23 protein-coding genes are annotated in these 18,784 nt (G+C 73.4%); 10 read left to right on the top strand and 13 right to left on the bottom strand.

Annotation, left to right across the window (positions count from 1 at the left end; translation table 11 throughout):
• Positions 1-76 precede the first annotated feature (76 nt).
• From ACZ6EM_RS29835 to ACZ6EM_RS29820, 4 genes are all read right to left on the bottom strand, one after another.
• Positions 77-1,882, bottom strand: coding sequence for a glycoside hydrolase family 35 protein (locus ACZ6EM_RS29835; RefSeq protein WP_465773676.1), 1,806 nt, complete (start codon positions 1,880-1,882; stop codon positions 77-79).
• 94 nt (positions 1,883-1,976) lie between these two features.
• Entirely contained in the window at positions 1,977-2,450 is a 474-nt protein-coding gene (locus ACZ6EM_RS29830) for a hypothetical protein (RefSeq protein ID WP_465773675.1), read from the bottom strand.
• A 723-nt stretch (positions 2,451-3,173) separates the two neighbouring features.
• Entirely contained in the window at positions 3,174-3,518 is a 345-nt protein-coding gene (locus ACZ6EM_RS29825) for an MBL fold metallo-hydrolase (protein WP_465773697.1), read from the bottom strand.
• A 57-nt stretch (positions 3,519-3,575) separates the two neighbouring features.
• Positions 3,576-4,520 (bottom strand): NAD-dependent epimerase/dehydratase family protein, encoded by a 945-nt coding sequence (locus tag ACZ6EM_RS29820; protein WP_465773674.1) that lies wholly within the window; start codon positions 4,518-4,520, stop codon positions 3,576-3,578.
• Positions 4,521-4,746: 226 nt separating this feature from the next.
• Between ACZ6EM_RS29820 and ACZ6EM_RS29815 the strand changes: the two genes are divergently transcribed.
• Entirely contained in the window at positions 4,747-6,111 is a 1,365-nt protein-coding gene (locus ACZ6EM_RS29815; protein ID WP_465773673.1) for an ALF repeat-containing protein, read from the top strand.
• Positions 6,112-6,216: 105 nt separating this feature from the next.
• On the opposite strand, the gene ACZ6EM_RS29810 is transcribed toward ACZ6EM_RS29815, so the two are convergent.
• Positions 6,217-6,429, bottom strand: coding sequence for a hypothetical protein (locus ACZ6EM_RS29810; protein ID WP_380546641.1), 213 nt, complete (start codon positions 6,427-6,429; stop codon positions 6,217-6,219).
• Between the two features lie 170 nt (positions 6,430-6,599).
• On the opposite strand from ACZ6EM_RS29810, the gene ACZ6EM_RS29805 reads away from it, so the two are divergent.
• Together ACZ6EM_RS29805 and ACZ6EM_RS29800 are read left to right on the top strand one after the other, a co-directional pair.
• Positions 6,600-7,121 carry a peptidylprolyl isomerase gene (locus ACZ6EM_RS29805; RefSeq protein WP_401049371.1) on the top strand — a complete coding sequence of 174 codons (522 nt, stop codon included), beginning with the start codon at positions 6,600-6,602 and terminating at the stop codon, positions 7,119-7,121.
• A 4-nt stretch (positions 7,122-7,125) separates the two neighbouring features.
• Positions 7,126-7,521, top strand: a complete 396-nt coding sequence (locus tag ACZ6EM_RS29800) for a hypothetical protein (RefSeq protein ID WP_465773672.1) — start codon at positions 7,126-7,128, stop codon at positions 7,519-7,521.
• Positions 7,522-7,628: 107 nt separating this feature from the next.
• Here ACZ6EM_RS29800 and ACZ6EM_RS29795 read toward each other — a convergent pair whose 3' ends face one another.
• The 4 genes from ACZ6EM_RS29795 to ACZ6EM_RS29780 all read right to left on the bottom strand — a co-directional run bounded on the left by ACZ6EM_RS29795 (position 7,629) and on the right by ACZ6EM_RS29780 (position 11,750).
• The gene (locus tag ACZ6EM_RS29795; protein WP_465773671.1) at positions 7,629-8,180 is read right to left on the bottom strand and encodes an RICIN domain-containing protein; all 552 of its coding nucleotides are present in this window, start codon (positions 8,178-8,180) and stop codon (positions 7,629-7,631) included.
• 301 nt (positions 8,181-8,481) lie between these two features.
• A complete protein-coding gene (locus tag ACZ6EM_RS29790) occupies positions 8,482-9,006 on the bottom strand; it encodes an RICIN domain-containing protein (protein ID WP_401049366.1) in 525 nt (174 codons plus the stop codon).
• A 383-nt stretch (positions 9,007-9,389) separates the two neighbouring features.
• Positions 9,390-10,499 (bottom strand): RICIN domain-containing protein, encoded by a 1,110-nt coding sequence (locus tag ACZ6EM_RS29785; protein WP_401049364.1) that lies wholly within the window; start codon positions 10,497-10,499, stop codon positions 9,390-9,392.
• Positions 10,500-10,553: 54 nt separating this feature from the next.
• Positions 10,554-11,750, bottom strand: coding sequence for an alpha/beta hydrolase (locus tag ACZ6EM_RS29780; protein WP_465773670.1), 1,197 nt, complete (start codon positions 11,748-11,750; stop codon positions 10,554-10,556).
• 206 nt (positions 11,751-11,956) lie between these two features.
• Between ACZ6EM_RS29780 and ACZ6EM_RS29775 the strand changes: the two genes are divergently transcribed.
• Positions 11,957-12,940, top strand: a complete 984-nt coding sequence (locus tag ACZ6EM_RS29775) for a helix-turn-helix transcriptional regulator (protein ID WP_452179397.1) — start codon at positions 11,957-11,959, stop codon at positions 12,938-12,940.
• Between the two features lie 133 nt (positions 12,941-13,073).
• On the opposite strand, the gene ACZ6EM_RS29770 is transcribed toward ACZ6EM_RS29775, so the two are convergent.
• Together ACZ6EM_RS29770 and ACZ6EM_RS29765 are read right to left on the bottom strand one after the other, a co-directional pair.
• On the bottom strand, positions 13,074-13,340 hold the full coding sequence (locus ACZ6EM_RS29770) for a hypothetical protein (protein ID WP_452179396.1): 267 nt from the start codon (positions 13,338-13,340) through the stop codon (positions 13,074-13,076).
• Complete coding sequence (locus tag ACZ6EM_RS29765; protein ID WP_452179395.1) at positions 13,337-13,729, bottom strand: ATP-binding protein; 393 nt, start codon at positions 13,727-13,729, stop codon at positions 13,337-13,339. Before ACZ6EM_RS29765 ends, ACZ6EM_RS29770 begins: the two co-directional genes overlap by 4 nt.
• A gap of 247 nt (positions 13,730-13,976) precedes the next feature.
• On the opposite strand from ACZ6EM_RS29765, the gene ACZ6EM_RS29760 reads away from it, so the two are divergent.
• The 6 genes from ACZ6EM_RS29760 to ACZ6EM_RS29735 all read left to right on the top strand — a co-directional run bounded on the left by ACZ6EM_RS29760 (position 13,977) and on the right by ACZ6EM_RS29735 (position 17,316).
• Entirely contained in the window at positions 13,977-14,831 is an 855-nt protein-coding gene (locus tag ACZ6EM_RS29760; protein WP_401045090.1) for a helix-turn-helix domain-containing protein, read from the top strand.
• Positions 14,828-15,037 carry a DUF397 domain-containing protein gene (locus ACZ6EM_RS29755; protein ID WP_401045093.1) on the top strand — a complete coding sequence of 70 codons (210 nt, stop codon included), beginning with the start codon at positions 14,828-14,830 and terminating at the stop codon, positions 15,035-15,037. Before ACZ6EM_RS29760 ends, ACZ6EM_RS29755 begins: the two co-directional genes overlap by 4 nt.
• A gap of 73 nt (positions 15,038-15,110) precedes the next feature.
• Positions 15,111-15,383, top strand: coding sequence for a DUF397 domain-containing protein (locus tag ACZ6EM_RS29750; RefSeq protein WP_401045096.1), 273 nt, complete (start codon positions 15,111-15,113; stop codon positions 15,381-15,383).
• Between the two features lie 288 nt (positions 15,384-15,671).
• Complete coding sequence (locus tag ACZ6EM_RS29745; protein ID WP_465773669.1) at positions 15,672-15,977, top strand: hypothetical protein; 306 nt, start codon at positions 15,672-15,674, stop codon at positions 15,975-15,977.
• Positions 15,955-16,323, top strand: a complete 369-nt coding sequence (locus tag ACZ6EM_RS29740; RefSeq protein WP_465773668.1) for a DUF397 domain-containing protein — start codon at positions 15,955-15,957, stop codon at positions 16,321-16,323. The genes ACZ6EM_RS29745 and ACZ6EM_RS29740 overlap by 23 nt, the downstream gene beginning before the upstream one ends.
• Before the next feature lie 336 nt (positions 16,324-16,659).
• Positions 16,660-17,316 (top strand): class I SAM-dependent methyltransferase, encoded by a 657-nt coding sequence (locus tag ACZ6EM_RS29735; protein WP_401045104.1) that lies wholly within the window; start codon positions 16,660-16,662, stop codon positions 17,314-17,316.
• On the opposite strand, the gene ACZ6EM_RS29730 is transcribed toward ACZ6EM_RS29735, so the two are convergent.
• Both ACZ6EM_RS29730 and ACZ6EM_RS29725 read right to left on the bottom strand, forming a co-directional pair.
• Positions 17,292-18,038 (bottom strand): AraC family transcriptional regulator, encoded by a 747-nt coding sequence (locus tag ACZ6EM_RS29730; protein WP_465773667.1) that lies wholly within the window; start codon positions 18,036-18,038, stop codon positions 17,292-17,294. The genes ACZ6EM_RS29735 and ACZ6EM_RS29730 overlap by 25 nt on opposite strands.
• Positions 18,035-18,706, bottom strand: coding sequence for a hypothetical protein (locus ACZ6EM_RS29725; RefSeq protein ID WP_465773666.1), 672 nt, complete (start codon positions 18,704-18,706; stop codon positions 18,035-18,037). Before ACZ6EM_RS29725 ends, ACZ6EM_RS29730 begins: the two co-directional genes overlap by 4 nt.
• Positions 18,707-18,784: the final 78 nt, after the last annotated feature.

Raw genomic sequence — 18,784 nt, 5'->3', positions numbered from 1 at the left:
ACCCGGCCGGTTCCCGGGAGTTCGGGAACGGAACACATCCGCCTTTCCGCCCGACGCGGGGGGCGTACCCGGCCGGTCAGTACTCGGAGCTGGGTGCCGCCGTGACCGGGCCGAGGTCCGGTCGGTCGCGCAACTCCAGTGCCGTGCCGTGGCGTTCGAGTTCCAGGACGACCAGTTCGTTGGCGCCGGGCCGCCACAGCGGGGCGGGGGCGTAGAGGGTGCGCTGGGGGCCGGCGGCGCAGTGGCGGCCGAGCAGGAAGCCGTTGAGCCACAGCAGTCCGCGGCCCCAGTCGGGCAGGGCGAGGAACGCGTCGGCGGGGGAGGGGAGTTCGGCGGTGAAGCGGTGGAAGGCCGGTTCGCCGTCGCCCAGCTCGCCGTCGCGGGCCTCGACGTCGTCCGTGAAGCGCAGTGCGGACAGGTCGGTCAGCGGCAGCGGCCGGATCTGCCAGTCGAAGAGCCGCTGGTGGCCGTGCGAGACGCCGCGGGTGATGCCCTTGCGGTCGTCCATCTGGGGGCCGTAGTTCACCCGTCCCAGCGCCTCGACCAGGATGTCCAGCACCACCCCGTCGGGCCCGGTGGCCAGCGGCAGGGTCGCGCCGGGGGAGTTGCGCTCCAGCACCCCGAGCGGGCGCCCGTCCGCGAACACCTGCGCCCGGTCGGCCAACCCGTCGATGCGCAGCGGCAGTTCGGGGCGGGGACCGGGCACGCGGGTGCGGTAGTGGATCAGGCCGCGGTCCTGTCCGAGCCGCTCCATCGGCAGCGGCGCCGCGTGCCGACGCGGCTGCGACAGCGCGTCCAGGGCCTGCGCCAGGAGCGCCCGCCCGTCGGCCCGTTCCAGGCGCTGCGGCGCCACCCGGGGCGGGGGGTCGGGCAGTTCGGCGTCCGGCAGGGGCAGGTGGCGGCCGATGACCTCGCGCAGGGCGTGGAACTTCTCGGTCAGCTCGCCGGCCTCGCCGATCGGCGCGTCGTAGTCGTAGCTGGTGACGGTCGGCTCGTAGCCGGCGTCCAGCGGGTGGGTGCCGGAGTGGTTGGCGCCGGACCACAGGCCGAAACTGGTGCCGCCGTGCGCCATGTAGAGGCTGACGGAGGCGCCGGTGGCCAGCAGTTCGTCCAGCGAGGAGGCGGTCTCCTTCGGGTCGCGGACGTGGTGCGGCAGGCCCCACTGGTCGAACCAGCCGATCCAGAACTCCATGGCGGTCAGCGGGCCTTCGTCCTGGTGGCGGCGGAGCACCGCGAGGCGCTCGGGGGCGCGCGAACCGAAGGTGGCGGTGGCGAGAAGGCCCGGGATCGTGCCGCCCTGCTGCATGGTGTCGTGGGCGCCGTCGGTGGTGAACAGCAGGCAGTCCACCCCGCGCCGTACCAGGCCGTCGCGCAGGTGGGCGAGGTAGGCGGCGTCGTCGCCGTAGCTGCCGTACTCGTTCTCGACCTGCATCGCCACCACCGGCCCGCCCCGGCTCACCAGCAGCGGCAGCAGCTCGGGCACCAGCGCGTCGAACCAGCCGTCCACCTCGGCCAGGTACGCCGGGTCCGCGCAGCGCAGCCGCAGCCCGTCCACCGCCAGCAGCCGGGCCGGCAGCCCGCCGAACTCCCACTCCGCACAGATGTACGGGCCCGGGCGCAGGATCACGTCCAGCCCCAGGCCGGCGGCGAGGCGCACGAAGCGCGCCACGTCCCGCCAGCCGGTGAAGTCCACCGTGCCGTCGGGCAGTTCGTGGAAGTTCCACGGGACGTAGGTGTCCACCGTGTTCACACCCAGCGCCCGCACCCGCCGCAGCCGGTCCTCCCACAGCTCGGGGTGCACCCGGAAGTAGTGCACCGCCCCGGCCACCACCCGGTGCGGCACCCCGTCCCGCACGAACCCGTCCGCGTCGTACCCGAGCATGCGCGCACCCGCCTTCCCGCAGGAGACCCCGGGGCCTCGCGGACCCCGGCACCGCCGAGCCTAGCGAGGAACGGGCCGCGCGGGCCGCCGCTGCTCAGGTGTCGTAGCAGCCGTCCCACGGGGCGAAGAAGCCCAGGCCGTCCGGGTAGAGCTCCAGGTGCACGCGGTCCTCCTCGTCCTCCTCGTCCTCGTCCACCTCCAGGACCAGGCCGAACAGGGCGCCCTCGAAGCGGACCTCGAAGGGGGCGATGGCGATGTCCTGGTAGTGCCGCCCCGGCAGGGCGTCCAGCCACTGCTCCAGCAGCAGCGCGGCCGCGTCGACCGCCTGCCGCTCGCCGTCCGCCGTCGTGCCGGTGGACTCGATGCGCGAGCCCAGGTGGCGGCCGGCCTCGTCGAACCGGTGCAGCACGGCGTGCCAGCGCTTCACGGCCTGCCAGTCGTCGCCGCTCCAGTCCTCGGGGAAGGCCGCGACGACGGTCGCGTAGAACTGGCCGCCCTCGCACCGCCCGATGGTGTCCGTGCGGTAGCCGGGCTCGTGGCGGATCGGTATGACCTCGGGAACGTTCATGCCCCGCACCCTAGGCCCCACCTGCGACAACGTCGCCCGGCGGGGGCGCGGGCGCCGGTGTTGCGCCCGCCGGCGCGGGTGCGGTCATCAGATGGGTCGCCACGCGCAGGGCCCGACCGACGGCTCTCCTCCTTCCGGCAGGACGCGCGAACATCACGGAGGTGGGGCCATGGACGTGCCGCAGACGATCGCCCGGCTGATGCTCCGGCTCCCGGGGCTGACCGCCGCCGCCGGTGGTCGCGACATCGACTGGGCGGCGATCCGGGAGGGGACCGGTACCGGACTGCCCTCCGACCACCGCGAGCTGTCGGCCCGCTGCCCCGGCTTCTCGGTCGACGAGTTCCTCCTCGTGTCGACCCCGGTGCCCGGGTCGGAGGCGGCGTTCGTCGCAGGCGTCCGCTCCGACCGGGAGATCCTGGAGGACGACCTCCGGGAGGGGGACATCCCGGCGGAGTACACCACCGGCGAAGGGGACGGGGGCACGGCCCGCACTGCTGGCGTGGGCGGGCACCCCGGACGGCGACGAGATCCTCTGGCACACCGCCGCTGCCGACCCCGACGCGTGGCCGGTCGTGGTCCGGGGCCGCAGCGGCGGCTGGTGGTCGTACCCGGAGGGGGGCCGTGTCCTTCCTGGAGGGCCTGTACGCCGGACGGATCGCCGTCCCCGGCCTGCCGGCCCCGCTGCCGTCGGGCGACAGGAGGATTTCCTTCCACGCTTTCCAGCTATAACGAGAGCACCATGCCTTCCTCGGCCGCGATCACCTCGCCCGAGAACCGGCTCCGGGCCTCGGCGGTCGAACGCGTGCGGTCGCTGCCGGGCCAGAAGTGCGTGAGAAGCAGGCGCTCGGCCCCGGAACGGGCCGCCCACGTCCCGGCCTCCGCGGCGTTCATCAGGTGGGGGTCGCCGCCGTCGGCGGACGGGCCCTGCAGCGTGGCTCCGGCGATGAACAGATCCGCTCCCGCGGCCAGCCGGGCAAGGGCGGGGTCCGCTCCCGCGTCGCCGCTGTAGGCAAGGGTCAGACCCGGCGCGGTCAACCGCACCCCTGCGTGCGGGACGTGATGCGGCAGCAGCGCGGCATCGAGCCGGAACGGTCCCTTCCGCGCAGGCCGGTTGCCCGTGCGGTGCTACGGCTGCGCGCGCTCGCGCCACCAGGCGACCGTCGCCCGCAGCTGCTCCTCCAGTGGCGTGGCCCGCACCGCGAACGCGGCCTCGTACGCGGAGCTGTCCACCACGAACGGCCGGTCGAACTGGTAGCGCACCTCCCGCAGTTCGCGCAGCAGCGGGGAGACCAGCCCCGCCACGGCCAGCGCGGCCGCGGGCAGGCGGCGTACCGCGACCGGCCCGCCGCCGGCCTCGGCGGCCAGTCGGTCGACCATCGCGCGCACCGACAGGGGAGGGGCCGTGGGCACGTGCCAGGCCCGGCCCCAGGCCCGCTCCTCGCCGGCGATCTCCGCCATCGCCCGGGCCACGTCCGGCAGGTAGGTCCAGCTGTGCGCGGTGTCCGGGTCGCCGAGGGTGGCGACCGGGCGGCCCTTCAGCAGACCGGGCATCACCCGCGCCGCCAGGTGGCCGCCGTCGGTGACCCCGGGGCCGAAGAAGTCCGAGGCCCGCACCTCCACCGCCCGGATCCGCCCGGCCTCGTGCAGCGCCCGCGCCTGCTCCCAGGCCGCCGCCCGCACCCGACCCTTGGGGCCGGTCGCGGCGAGCGGCAGGTCCTCGGTCATCGGGCCGGCCACCGGCCCGTACCCGTACAGGTTGCCGAGCATGACCAGCACCGCGCCGCTCTCCTCGGCCGCCGCGCACAGCGAGGCGGTCAGCGCCGGCCACCGCCGCGCCCACTGCGGCAGCGGCGGCGCGGCGCAGCCGTGGACGGCGGCGGCACCGCGGGCGGCCGGTGCCAGCTGTGCGGGGTCGCTCGCGTCCAGGACGAGGTGTTCGACGCCGGGGACGGCCGGCCCGGCGGGGCGCCCGGTGCGGGTGGCGACCCGGACCTCGTGGCCCTGTTCGGCCAGCAGGCGGGCGGTGGCGGCCCCGGCGGGCCCGTGTCCGACGACCAGGTGGAAGCTCATCCGTCAGAGCCTAGCGGCGGCCTCGGACCGGCAGGGGGCGCGGTGCGGGCCGGTGCGGCCCGGCGCCGGAAGGGGGAAGGCGGAAGGGGAAGCCGGACAGATCGGGGCAGGTCAGGGCAGGTCGGGGCGGGTCGGGGGTCGGCACTTATCCGGTATGCCGATCGTAAAAGTGGATCTATGCTGTGGGTCATTCATGATCCCTTCACACAAAGCAGGTTTGCTCTCGATGAAGCTGCCCCGGGTGTCCGCCGTCGTCGCCGCCGCGGTCCTGGCCCCCGCTGTCCTCTTCCCCTCCACGGCCTCCGCCTCCGACGCCCCGAAGCCGATCGGCCTCTCCGGTCCCGACACCGGCTCGGACTCCGCCAAGGACGCCGCCCCCGGGGACGACGACGGACAGGAGCAGCGCGACCGCGCCGAGGTCAAGCGCATCCTCGCCGACCCGAAGAGCGGCTTCGGCGTGCGCGAGGCCGCCGAGAAGGCCCTCAAGGGCGGCGCCGCCGAGCTGCGCCACTTCCTGGAGGTCGAGCTCGACGAGCAGCGCAAGATCGACGACCAGGTCAGGACCTCCCAGATCTACAGCACCGGCGGCCCGGCCGTGAAGGCCGCCGCCAGGGCCGCCCTCAACAGCGGCGACGACGCCATCGCCGAGTTCCTGAAGACCGGCCAGTACATCGCCCGCGCCGAGGACGAGGACCGCGCCGAGGTCGAGGCCCTGCTCGCCGACCCGAAGACCGGCCCCGGCGTGCGCGAGGGCGCCGAGAACGCTCTCAAGGGCGGCGCCGCCGAGCTGCGCCGCTTCCTGGACGTCCAGCTGCCCAAGCTGCGCGGCGACGACAACCGGGTCAAGCTCGCCCAGCTCATGGACAAGGGCGGCAAGGCCGTGCGCGAGGCGGCCGGCAAGGCGCTGGACGCCGGCACCGACGAGGCCGTCGAGGCCTTCCTCAACAGCGGCTTCGCCAAGGCCCAGTTCGAGGACGACCGGGTCGAGGTGCTGCGCATCATCGCCGACAAGGGGACCGGTCCGGTCACCGCCGCGGCCGCCCAGAAGGCCATGGACGGCAACGCCGAGGACGTGCGGCGCTTCCTGACCGTCGAGCTGCCGAACCTGCGCTTCAGCGACAACCGGCTGAAGGTCTCCCAGATCATCGAGACCGGCGGCCCCGCGGTGAAGAAGGCCGCCATGGCCGCCTTCGAGGGCAGCTACGCGGACCTCCTGGCCTTCCTCAAGGAGGGCTGGGCCAAGGCCAGGGCCGAGGACGAGGCCGCGGCGGCCAAGCCCGGCACGGGCACGGGCACCGGCACGGGCACCGGCACCGGCACGGGCACCGACGGTTCCGGGCAGCAGCCGCAGACCGTCCAGCCCGCCGGCCTCACCGGAACCGGTACCGGCACTGGCACTGGCACCACCACCGGCGGCACGACCACCACCGGCGCCCGTACGGGCACCGGCACCACGGGCAGCACCGGCTCCGGCACGCTCGCCGCCACCGGCAGCGACGGGCTCGGCTGGGAGGCCGGCGGCGCCGCCGCGGCCCTCGCCGCGGGTGCGGCGATGGTCGTGGCCGCCCGCCGCCGCCCCACCGAGAGCTGACACCCCCTCGCGTCCCCGGCCGCCGCACACCCCCGGCGGCCGGGGACGCGCCGCGTCCCGGGCGGCCCGTCGCCGTCCGCCGCGTCGCCCGCCCCGGCCGGTGGCTCAGCAGCCGTCCCCGCCGTCCCCGCCGTCCGCCCCGCCGTTCCCCACCCGGCGGGGCCGCTGGCGCTGGTAGCTGCGCACCGCCTTTCCGGCGCCGAGGGTGAGGGCCGCGACCACCCGGGTCCAGCGCGGCCCGCCGCGGTCGGCCCACACCACGCAGCCGCACCCCGCGACGACCAGGACCAGCACTCCCACCAGAACCGCACCGACCATCACGACCACCCGCCTTTCGCCCGACGTCCTGTTACGTCTGACGTCCGGATCGTCCCACCCGGTTCGGCCGTGCGGGCGGAGGCTGTGCCAGGATGCGGTAGCCGAACGGCCCAGGTCACCGCACCGGGCCGCACGGGCCCCACCCGCCAGCCGTACCCGAGGAGTCACCCGTGGCCACTGCCCGGTTCGCCACCCTGCACACCACGGCGGGCCCGATCCGCCTGGAGCTGTTCCCGTTCCACGCGCCGAAGACGGTCCGCAACTTCGCCGAACTCGCCGAGGGCACCCGGGAGTACACCGACCCGCGCACCGGCGAGCCGGGCCAGGGCCCGTACTACGACGGCACGCTCTTCCACCGGGTGATCGCGGGCTTCATGATCCAGGGCGGCGACCCGACCGGCACCGGCGCCGGCGGCCCGGGCTACTCCTTCGCGGACGAGTTCCACCCGGAGCTGTTCTTCACCAAGCCGTACCTGCTCGCGATGGCCAACGCCGGCCCGGGCACCAACGGCTCGCAGTTCTTCATCACGGTGGGCACCCCCGCCCACCTCAACCGCAAGCACACCATCTTCGGCCAGGTCGCCGACGCCGCCTCCAAGGCCGTGGTCGACGCCATCGCCACCACCCCCACCGACAACGAGCGCCCGGTCGAGGACGTGGTGATCACCTCCGTCGAGATCGAGCACTCCTGACCCGGTGACCGCCGAGCAGCAGGCTTTCCCGCCCCGCCCGGTCCGCGGCGTACGGGCCCGCTACGTCCACCAGACGAGCTGCCCGGGCGACGTCGCGATCGTCACCGTGGACTTCGAGCCCTGGGAGGAGGGCCTGCGCGTCGAGTCCGCCCCGGACGCCACCGTCCGGGGCGATCCGGAGCCCGGGGACCTGGAGCGCTTCCACGCCGCCCTGGCCGAGGGCGTGCGCGCGGAACTGTCCGAGCAACTGCCCGGCACCCCGGTGGCGTTGGCGCTGGTGGTGCACCACACCGTGGTGCACCTGGCCGACTCGCGCGAGTACTCCTTCCGCACCGCCGGGCGCCTGGCGGTGCGCGAGGCGTCGGACCGCCTGAGCGGCAAGGCGGCTACGGTGACCTGATGTAAAGTCAGAAATCGCTGACTGATGGGGAGTTCACTGCGTACGGCCCTGCCCGACCGGTCGGGCAGGGCCGTACGCAGTGAACGGGCCGTCGGACCTCCGGGGGATCAGGAGCCCGGGGGCACGGTGCTCCACTGCTGGGAGCGCGCCCCGTCGTACGTGCGGAGGGCGACGGCGCTGCCGAGCCTCGTGCCGCCGGTGAGGGCGAGGTCGGGGTGGGTGGCGGGGGAGATCCTGACCTTGCCCTGTCCCACGTTGCGTACGGTCCACTGCTGGTTCATGTCGTTCTGGTCGCAGGGCCGGAGCGTGACGGAGCCGCGGGAGCCGTTCGGCGCGGTCAGGCAGGTGCCCGTCGCCTTGTTCTTGATGAGCTGTTTCCCGGCGATGGTGCTCAGGCTCCACTGCTGGCGGTCGTTGTTGCGCTCGGGAGTGGCCACGATGACCCGGCCGCCGCGCCCGGCCTCCAGGTTCCTGGCCGAGGTGTCGCCCCGCGGCCAGACCCGGAGCTGGTTCCAGTTCTCGGTCTGCTTGGACGGTTGCGTCGTCTGCTGCGGGGCCTGGGAGCCGGCCGTTCCGGTGGCTGCCGCCGCCAGGCCGGGCGTGCCGCCCAGCAGCACGGCGGTGATGGCCGCGGTCGCGATGCGCTTCGCAGGAGACATGGTTGTCACTCTCATGTGTTTTCCCTTGTGGGGTGTCCGAGAGGCGTGCGGGTTCCTCGGCGGATGGCGCCGGAAGCCCCGCGGGTTCACGGGGCCGTGGGGCGCGCCGGGGGTGCATGCGAGGGGGTGGATCACTCGCCGCCCCGGTCGCCGGGGCCCGGTGGGCACGGAGGTGCTTCGCACCCACCCGACCAGGCTAGCCAGAGGTCGGTCCGTCCGCAGCTCCGAGGGAACAGGCAGGTCACGGGCGTGCCGCGGGCGTCGGCGGGCCGGCCGGGGGCGGGGCCGCCCGGGAGGGCCACTACTTCACGGACCGCATGGACCACTGCTGGTTGTCCTGCGCCGCGTAGGTCCGCAGGAGGGCTGCGTTGCTGCCGGCCTGGGTGCCCCCGGTGAGGGCGAGGCGGGGGTGGGCCTTCGGTGAGATCGCCACCTGGCCGGCCGTCACGTAGTGCACGTCCCACCGCTGGTTCGGGTTGTTCTTGTCGCAGGCCTGGACGGTGACGGCGTCCAGGGTGTCGTTCGGCGCGGTCAGGCACGTGCCCGTCGCCCTGTTCTCGATGAGCGGCAGCCCGCCGATGTTGCTCAGGTTCCACTGCTGGCGTGCGCTCTCGGGGTCGACGACGGCCACGACGGCCCTGCCGGCGCTGTCGACGTCCAGGTTCCTGGGCGGGAGGTTGGGCGGGTAGATCTTGAACTGGTGCCATTCGCCGGTCGGCTGGGAGGGGAGTGCGGTCTGCGGAGTGGCGGCCGTGGCCAGGCCGGGGGTGGCGCCCAGCAGGACGGCGGCGACGGCCGCGGTCGCGATGCGCTTGGCAGGAGACATGGTTGTCACTCTCATGCGGGTTGTCCCTTGTGAGGTGGTCCGAGAGGTGCGCGGGCACTTCCGCGGATGACGCCGGAAGCCCTGGGGGTCCCTGTGGGTCGCACCGGCCGCCGGGCCTCCGGGGGCCGGTGGGCACGGCGATGCTTCGCACCCACCCGACGACCAGGCTAGCCAGAGGTCCGTCCGCCCGCAGCTTCGGGTGAATGCGCAGGTCACAGCCGTGCGGGCGGGGTGGGCCGGGGCACTGTACGGCGGGTTGCGCGGCGGCGCACGTCCGGACGGCCCTGCCGACCGGCCGGAAACGCGGGGCCGCCGCCCGGCCGGAAACGCGGGGCCGCCGCCCGGCGCGGTGCGCGGGCGGCGGCCGTGGAGCGGGCGCGGTGTCAGGAGCAGCTGCTGAACGTCGCGCTGGTGTTGGCGATGTAGAGGGTGGCGCCGGCGGTGGGGTCGGAGCTGAGCGGGACGGTGACGGTGTCCTCGGCGGTCCACGGGATGCCGTGGGCGTCGAAGGTCCAGGTGCCGGTGACCTTGCGGGCGATCTTGGCGAGCGTCACCCAGCCGTACTCCTGGGTCGGGACGGTGACGGTCACGCTGTTGTTGACGCTCCGCGACCCGTGCCATTCGTTGCTGTACTTCAGCGAGGAGCTGATCGTCCCGGTCAGGACGTTGCCGGGGGCGCCGGCGGACATCTGGGTGCCCATGTCGGCGCCGATGGTGTTGGACCAGCCGCTGTCGTCGGTGACCGCGAAGGACTGCTGGACGGCGCTGCTGGTGTTGTTGAACCAGACCGCGGAGGCGCAGGTGCGCGGCAGCGGCGCGGCCGGGGCCTCGCTCTTCGTGGCCCAGGAGCAGCTGGAGGGGTCCTTCTGGCACTGCTTGGCGCCGTGGTCGACGGCCAGGTTGCGGGCGGCCTGGGCGAAGCCCGTGGACCACTGCTGGTTGACGGTGCCGTTGCAGCTGTACTGGTCGGTCCAGGCGTCGTCGTAGTTGCCGCCGAGCAGCAGGTCCAGGCAGGTGTTGTCACCGGCGTGGCGGATCATGAACGAGTCCGCCCCGCCGGCCGCCGCGGGCTGGAAGTACCAGCGCTGGCTGGCCTGCCCGGCGCAGCTCTGCTGGCGCAGCGCCGGGGTGAAGAAGGCCAGGTCGATGCACTTGCCGGTGTCGTTGTTGACGATGGTGAAGGAGGAGTCGGACGGGTCGACGTTCAGCCGCCAGGACTGGTGGTAGCCGGGGGCGGAGTTGGTGACGATGTAGGCGCCGTCGCCCATGTTGCCGTTCTGGACGTCGAGTTGGCGCCCGTTGCTGAGCGACTTGATGGTCAGGCACTGCTGCGGCGAGGCGCAGGCGGCGAGCGGGGCCGGCGCGGCCTCCGGGGTGGCCGCGGCGGCGCGGGCGGGCGCGGCGGTCAGGCCCAGGGCGGCGCAACAGGTCACCAGGAGGGCCGCGAACAGGCGCAGCCAGGGCGCCGTACGGCCGGGGGTCGTGGTGGGCAAGGGTTTTCCTTTCGTCGGGGAGAGGGGGAGGGGAGCAGGAGGGAGGGGAGGGGCTCAGGGCGCGGCGGCGAAGGCCGTCTCCAGGCGCGGGACGTAGTCCGCGAGGTCCTGCGCCCAGCAGCCCGGGGTGTGGCCGCCGTGGCAGTCGGCGCCCCAGCCGGTGCCGTCGCCGTAGCCGACGTAGCGGTACGGCAGGCCGAGCGCGTCCAGGCGCTGCTTGAGGCGCTTGGCGGTGCCCTCGGCCCAGAACTCCATGTCGGCGGGGTTGTTGTTGCCGTTGCCGGTGTAGACGGTGATGCCGGTGTGCTCCAGCAGGGCCGCGCGCGAGACGGGGTCGGCGGCGTTCCAGCGCCAGTCGGCGTTGAACACCGGGTACGGGGTGCCGAAGATGGCGTCGCTGGAGACGGTGGGGCCGAAGTCCAGGCCGCAGGGGTGGCCGTCGCTGGGGCCGCAGAGCACGGTGCCGGCGTTGGTGAGGGTGGCGACCACGGCGCCGCGGATGATCATCTCGTCGGTGGAGAGGTCGTTGGCGCCGGACATGGTGAGGACCTGGCCGAACAGGTCGGGGCGGTCCTGGGCGTAGTGCAGGGCGCCGAAGCCGCCCATGGACAGCCCGCCGACGGCCCGGTGGGCGCGGTCGGTGCGGGTGCGCAGGTTGGCGTCGACGAACGGCAGGACCTGGGTGAGGTGGAAGGTCTCCCAGTTCTGGGCGCCGGCGGCGGTGTTCTGGTCGAGCCAGTCGGTGTACCAGCCGCGCAGGCCGCCGTCCGGGATGACGGTGATCATCGACTGGGCGGCGGTCAGCGCGGGGTAGGCCAGGGCCGGGTCGCTCGGGTTGTCCGAGGCGCCGTGCAGGAAGTACAGCACCGGGTAGCGCTTGTCCGGCCGCTGCGCGTAGTCGGCGGGCAGCAGGATGCGGATGGTGTGCGGCCCGGCGACCTTCGCCGTGGTGACGGTGATGACGAAGTTGGTGGCGGTGCCGGTGGCGGCGCCGACCTGGGTCAGCCCGAAGCCGTCGGTCAGCGGCGGCGGTGCGTCGGCCCCGTCCCGTACGGCGGCCTCGGCGCGTACGGCGGCCTCGGCGCGTACGGCGGCCTCGGCGCGTACGGCGGCCTCGGCGCGTACGGCGGGCGCCGCGGGTGCTGCGGGCGCCGCTGTGGCGGAGGCCGCGGGCGTCGCGGCGAGCGGGAGCAGGCAGGCGGCCAGGGCGGCGAGTGCCGCGCGGGCGCGCCGGAGCCGGGCAGGGGGCATGGGCGTCCTCGACCTTCAGCGACCTTTGGCAATCTTCGGCAATCTGACTGATCGCCGACAACTCTTGTCAGTGGGCCCGCCCCGACGCCAGGGTCCCCGGCGGCGCACCTGGGCCACTGGCGCATGTGCGCCGCAGGCGCGGGTAGGCTCCCCCAAGCCTGCCCTGGACATGACATGGTGGCGGGACACGATGACTGGGGGGCGTCGTGCACGACGTGCTGGAACCGGACTCCGAACGCGGCCGCGTCTACCACGGCCTGGTCGGCCGGCCACGGGCCCGCGTGCCCGAACTCGCCCGCGAGAGCGGCCTGGACGAGGACGCCGTCCTGGCCGTCCTGCGCGACCTCGCCGACGAGGGCGTCGCGGTGGCCTTCGACACCACCGACAGCGCCGACGACCGCGACCACGCCTGGGAGGCGCTGCCACCCGCCCGGGTCGTCGAAGCGGTGCTGCAGCACGACGCGCTGCGCCAGGCCACCGCCCGCCGGGCCGGCGCCGAACTGGAACGGCTCTACCGCTTCGCCCGCCGCGACACCGGCAGCTACGGCGCCCTGGAGGTGGTCGAGGACCCCGCCGAGGTGCTGGCCGCCAGCCGCCGCCTCCAGCTCGCGGCCCGCCACCAGCTACGGGTCATCGACGTGCCGCCGTACTCCGGCAGCCCCGCCCACTACCTCGACCAGGAGGTGCTGCAACGCCGCCGGATGGCCGCGGGCGTCAACTACCGCGTGATCTACCAGGGCTGCGCGTTCCAGGACCCGGTGGTCGGGCCCAACATGGCGCGGATGATCGAGGCGGGGGAGCAGGCCCGCACCCTGGACGAGCCGCCGCTCAAACTCGCCATCGGCGACGACGACCTGGCCATCGTCACCCTGCCCGCCGACGACCGGCCGGGGGTGGTGTCGCTGCTGATCCGGCCCTCCGGACTGCTGAACGCGCTGACGGCGGTGTTCGAGACGCTGTGGCGCCTGGCCGTGCCCGCGTCGATGGCCGAGGTCGACCTGCGGATCGACGAACGCGACCGGCGGATCCTCACGCTGATGGCGGGAGGTGCGACGGACGATGCCATCGCCCGCCGGCTGGGGCTGGGGCGGCGCACCGTGGTGCGCCGGGTCTCCACCCTGCTGGCGCACCTGGGCGCCACCACCCGGTTCCAGGCGGGGGTGCAGGCGGCCCGGCGGGGGTGGCTCTGAGCGGGGGGCGAAGTGCTGCTCGGCGGGGTTCGGCGCGAGAAGTCGGACCGGCCGACTTCTCACGCGGGGGAGTGGCTGCGGCCGCCGTCGGATCGGAGCGGCCCGGCGATGCGGCGGCGTCCGGGCCGGACGGCTACCGGGCCGTGTCCGCCCAGCTGATGCGGATCTCGCGGTCGCCGAGGGGGAGGGCGAGGACGGGGGCGTCGGCGAGGTCGCGGACGATGTCGCGCCGGGCGCAGGGGCCGGTGAGGCGGCGCTCCAGGACGTAGTGCTGGAAGCGGGACATCGGCAGGTGGCAGACCGAGGCCCAGATCCGTTCGAGGGCGTCGGCGTTGAGGGTGTGGACGGCGGGCGGGCGGTGGCCCGGGACTTCCACGCGGATGTCGTGATCGGCCCTCACACGGCCACCTCGCACCAGACGATCTTGCCGATCGGCTGGCGCGGGGAGCAACCCGTGCTCTTGGCCAGAGACTTGACGAGGTGCAGGCCGCGCCCGGCCTCGCCGTCGAGGGTGAGGGCGCGCAGGACGGGCTCGCGGTCCTGCCGGGCGTCGTGCACCTCGATGCGGAGGAACGTGGGGTCGAGATCGAGGGAGAGGTAGATGCGGTGCCCCGGCGGCGTGCCGTGCAGGAGGGCGTTGGTGACGAGCTCCGAGACGATCAGGAGCCCGGAGTCGAGGTAGGGCTCCCCGTGAGGGGTGGAGGAGAGGATCGAGGCGAGGAAGCGGCGCCCCTCGGAGGGGGCGCGGCGGCTGCGCGGCAGCCAGGTGGTGGAGGGGCAGGAGGACATGGCGAATCCGCCTTCCAGGAACGAAGTTTGAAGCCATGCGGAGGCCGGGCGGGGCATGGGGATGCCCGGCCGTAGAGCACTCTCGGTCACTCAGGCGACCTGAAGGACTACTCCCTGTAGATTGCCCTAGTCGGGCAATTGCATGCAACTGCTTCGCTCGTGCAATTGCATGATCATGGGGCGCGACAGGGCCCCCGGGAGGGGTGGCAAACTATGCAAGGAAGCGAACAGCCAGGGAGTGTGACGCATGGGCAGTCCAACCGTGCTGCGGCGTAGGCTCGGCGGCGAGCTTGGCAAGTTGCGCGCATCGCGTGAGCTGAACGCCAAGGACGTGGCCGCCGCGCTGGGTTGGTCCGCTTCGAAGCTGAGCCGCATCGAGAGCGGCCTGGTGCCACTTCAGGAGCGCGACGCCGCGAAGCTCCTGGCGCACTACGGCGTCACTTCATCCGATGAGGTGAAGCACTTCCTCGGGCTGACGCGCCAGAGCCGCCAGCAGGGCTGGTGGCATGCGTACGGCGATGCTCTGCCGGACTGGTTCCGCGCCTACGTGGGCTTCGAGTCGGACGCAGCGAAGATCACGACCTACCAGTGCGAGCTGGTTCCAGGACTTCTCCAGACCGAGGCCTATGCTCGGAGTGTCATCCGGGCCATGAATCCGATCGAATCCGCTGAAGAAGTCGAGCGGCGAGTCGCACTGCGGATGGATCGTCAGCAGATACTTGACCGCCATGAGCCGCCACAGCTGTGGGCCATCATCAGTGAGGCTGTCATTCGACGGCCAGTCGGCGGGAACCCGGCCATGGCCGAGCAGTTGAGCCACCTCGCGGCCATGGCGGATAAACGGCCCAACATCACGGTCCAGATCCTGCCGTTCTCCGCTGGCGCTCACGCGGCCATGGGTTCCTCGTTCTCCATTCTGTCGTTCAACGACATCCCTGGCAGTGTTGCCTACTCCGAGGCGCCCACCAGTAGCACCTATTCGGAACGGCCGCATGAGATCGCTCGCCACGAGGATGCCTTCGATCGCCTCATGGCGTCGTCGGTGCAGCCCGAGAGGTCAATCGCTTGGTTGAAGGAAGTTGCGGAGGAGTATTCACGGTGAGTCACGAGTACCACAGCGTCAAGTGGCGCAAGAGCACATACAGCAATGGCCAAGGCGATTGCATAGAAGTGGCCGATGATCTCATTGGCATCGTTCCAGTTCGGGATAGCAAGGACCCCGATGGCCCGACTCTCGCGTTCACTCCCGAGGCGTGGCAGTTTTTCATCGCTAGCGTCCGGGCGGGCGACTTCCCGGCCACCAACTGACCCAGTACCGTGGGCTGCCCCGCACCGCGCGGGGCAGCCCACCACCGACTGAGGGCTCCAGGAGGTCAATCGCGTGACAGCTGACCTGACATGGCGCAAGAGCAGCTACAGCAACGCCTCTGGTGGCGACTGCGTCGAGGTTGCTACGGAACTCCCCGTCACCTGGCGCAAGTCGAGCGCCGGCAATCCGAACGACAACTGCGTCGAGGTGGCCGACGGCATCACCGGCATGGTTCCGGTCCGGGACAGCAAGGATCCTCACGGCCCGGCTCTCCGTTTTACTTCCGAGGCTTGGCGGTCCTTCGTCGAGGGTGTCCAGGCCGGTGACTTCCCGGCCGGCTCCTGAGGCGCTTCTTGCCGGGCGGCCCCGCGTGCTTCGCGGGGCCACCCGGCCTTTCCGATGTGGAGCGGCTTGGCCTCACAACGGGGGTGAGCAAAAGCTCGGGCCCCCACGCCTGCGCGCGACTACTGTGCTGCCCGGGTAGATCATCCCGACCGATGGGGGAGCGAGTCGTGCTGACCAATGCGCACCCGCCGTAGGTACCTCTGGAGAGTCCGGAGGGCCCCACGGAGGCTCTTGATGTCCCGAACCGTCCGCACGACTCCCAGGCAACTCCGCGTCGAGGAGGGCGCAATGGAGTCCATGTCCCTGTACGACCTCCGCTACGACCACGCCGAACTGGGCCGGGCCGCCCGCGAAGGCCGTCGCCCCGTCCCGAAGAAGACGCGGCGTCGGATCACCTTTCGGCTGTCGACGGTGCTCGACTGCAGGACGGGCTCGTTCTCCGTCGAGATCGCCACGGCCGAAAGCCGGGCCCGGCTCCGGGGCCGACTCGACGCCCAGCGGATCCGCGGGCTGCACCGCGCCGGCCACGACACCGACGGTGCGGACATCCCTCCGGTCCACCACCGCCACGATGCGCTCTGGCATGCCTGGTAGGGGTGAAGCGCTCAGGCATGACGCGCACTTGCGAACGCAGAGAGCTTCTGCGGCGGGTCGGCAAGAAGGCTCGTGCTTCCTTGTCCTCATGCGTGTTCGCTATCAGGCCGTTCACGGAACTGTGGCCGGAACCGACATGAGCGATCGATCCCACGGGGCCGTCCGGCGCAGGAGCGCCCACAGCCATGGCCAAGGCCACTGCGTCGAGGTGGCCGATGGCGTCACGGGCATGGTTCGGGTTCGGGACAGCAAGGATCCTCACGGTCCGGCTCTCGCCTTCACCGTCGAGGCGTGGCGGTCCTTCGTCATCGGCATCAGGGCGGGCGACGTTCCGGACCGTTTCTGAAGAGCTCTCGGGCGGCCCCGCGGAGTGCGCGGGGCCACCCGGTGCTGTGCTGCGGTTCGCAACCTCGGTGATGCCGTGGGCCTGTCGTCGCTCCCGCCGCCCTCACTGCCCCCTTGTGCGCAGGAAGTCGGACCCGCCGACTTCCTGCGCGACGTCGAGACCGGCGAAGGAACAGGTGGGGCACGGCCCAGGACTATCGAACGAGGCCCGTGCGAACTCCGGATCGTCCTGACACCAGCCCCCGCGGGAGCCGCCCGGCCGCAGGCGTCTCAGCGGGCGAGGCGGGCGAGCGATTCGTTCAAGACTCCGCCCCAACCACCCGCCCACACTGACCCCATGACACCGACCGACACCTTCACCCCCGCGGCCGGACGCTTCGCCCTCGGCCTCTACGACCCCATCGTCTCGCTCACCCGCGAACGCCTGTGGCGCAGCCTGCTGGCCATGCACGCCGCCCCCCGCCCCGGTGACGTCATCGTCGACGTCGGCTGCGGCACCGGCTCCTTCGCCGTCCTCCTCCACCGCGCCGAACCGCAGGCCACCGTCATCGGCGTCGACCCCGACCCCGCCGTGCTGCGCCTGGCCCGCCGCAAGGCCGCCGCGGCCGGCGCCACCCCCGACTTCCGCACCGGCATGGGCGACGCGGTGGCCGAGGTCGTCGGCGACGAAGCGGCCGACACCGTCGTCTCCAGCCTCGTCCTCCACCAGTGCCCCGTCCCGATGAAGCGGGCGATCCTCGCCGCCATGCACCGCACCCTGCGCCCCGGCGGCAAACTGGTGATCGCCGACTACGGGCGGCAGCGCACCCCGGCCATGCGCCTGGCCTTCCGGATCGTCCAGTTCGCCGACGGGAAGCAGGACACCCAGACCAACGCCGACGGCATCCTGCCCCGCCTCATCGCCGAGGCGGGCTTCGAGGGCGTGCGCGAGACGGACACCGTCGCGACGGTGACCGGCTCGATGTCCCTCTACACCGCGCGCCGCCCCGGCTGAGCGGCCGCACCCCCGGCCGCATCCCCGGCCCCGCCCTCCGCCGCGCGCAGCGCGGGCAGCACCTGCGAGGGCGTCAGCCCGGTCAACTCCCGCATCCACCGGGAGAAGTGGGCCTGGTCGGCGAACCCGCCCGCGAACGCCGCCTGCGCCGGCGAGCACCCCTCGCCGAGCGCCAGCGCCGCCCGGGACAGCCGCTGCCAACTGCGCCAGCGCGCCAGCGGCACCCCCAACTGCCGCCGCGCCAGGGCCCGCAGGTGCTGCGGGGACAGCCCGACGCGTGCGGCGAGGCCCTCCAGCGGCTCCCGGCCGTCGGCCAGCGCCGCCATGGCCGCGCGCAGCCGCGGGTCCAGGCCGGTGGCGGGCAGCCCGCCGTCCGGCCGTACCTCCCGCTCGGTCAGGCCGTGCCACTGCGGGGCGACGGTGACCCCGTCGCCGCAGTCCGCGCGCAGCCGGTCGGCGAAGGCGCAGTGCGGGTCGACGTAGAAGGTCAGCACCTCCCGGGTCGGGGCCATCCGGTGGCGCACCATCGGCGGCACCACGAGCGCGGGACCGCGGTGGCGCCGCCCGGTGTCGTCCTCGATGGCCACCGTGCGGGTGGCGCCCGCGACGGCGATCTGGAAGGTGGTGTGCCGGTGGAAGGCGCTGTCGGCCAGCGGCCCCTGGTACAGCGCGTACCCGGGGCCGACGGCGAACCGCGGGCCGGTCCCGCCGCCGCTGCTCACCGGTCCGCCTCCCGGACCTGAGCGGCCAGGCGGACGGCGGCGTACGGTACGGCGGCCAGGCCGAGCAGGGCCAGCACGATCCAGAACGGGACCGCCGCCGGGCTCGGGCGGCCGGTGACCATCCGCCCGCCGTCCTCCAGCCCCACCCGGACCTCATGGCCGTCCGGGTAGGGCTCGTCGACCGGGCGCTCCTCGCTGAACTCCTGTCCGTCCACGCTCCAACGGTAGGTGCAGCCGTACGTCTTCGAGCCCAGACCGCCGCCCTCCACCGGCCGCTGGCCGGTCGCCCGGCAGTGCGTCACCACCGCCGCGACGCTGCGCGGCTCGTGCGCCCGCACCTGGACGGTGTGGACGGCCTGGGCCGTCGCGAACGCCGTCCCCCAGGCGGTCGCGAGCAGCACCACCGCCCACGCGCGGACCGCCGCGTCCCCGCCGCCTCCCGTGCGACGGCCCGCCCGCCGGTCCGGCCGTTGATCCGCACCTCGGCCCGGCCGGACCGAGGCGGCCGTGCCCACCGCCAGTGCGGCGGCGCACAGCCACAGCGGCCCCGCGCCCACCGGCCGGTCCAGCGACCACGCCCACACCACGGGTGCTCCGGCGGCGGCCGGCGCCGCGAGCGCCACCACGGCCGGCCACGCCCGCCGGCGGCCGGCTTTCCCCCTCGTCACGGCACGTCCCCCCTTTTTTCCCGTCCTTCTCCCCGTCCTTGCCCGTTCTTGACGCCGTCCCGACCCCGCGGGCGCGCC

This window comes from Kitasatospora sp. NPDC041917 (genome assembly GCF_055589745.1).
The sequence above is the reverse complement of the archived record's forward strand: the minus strand, read 5'-3'. Positions and strand labels throughout refer to the sequence as shown.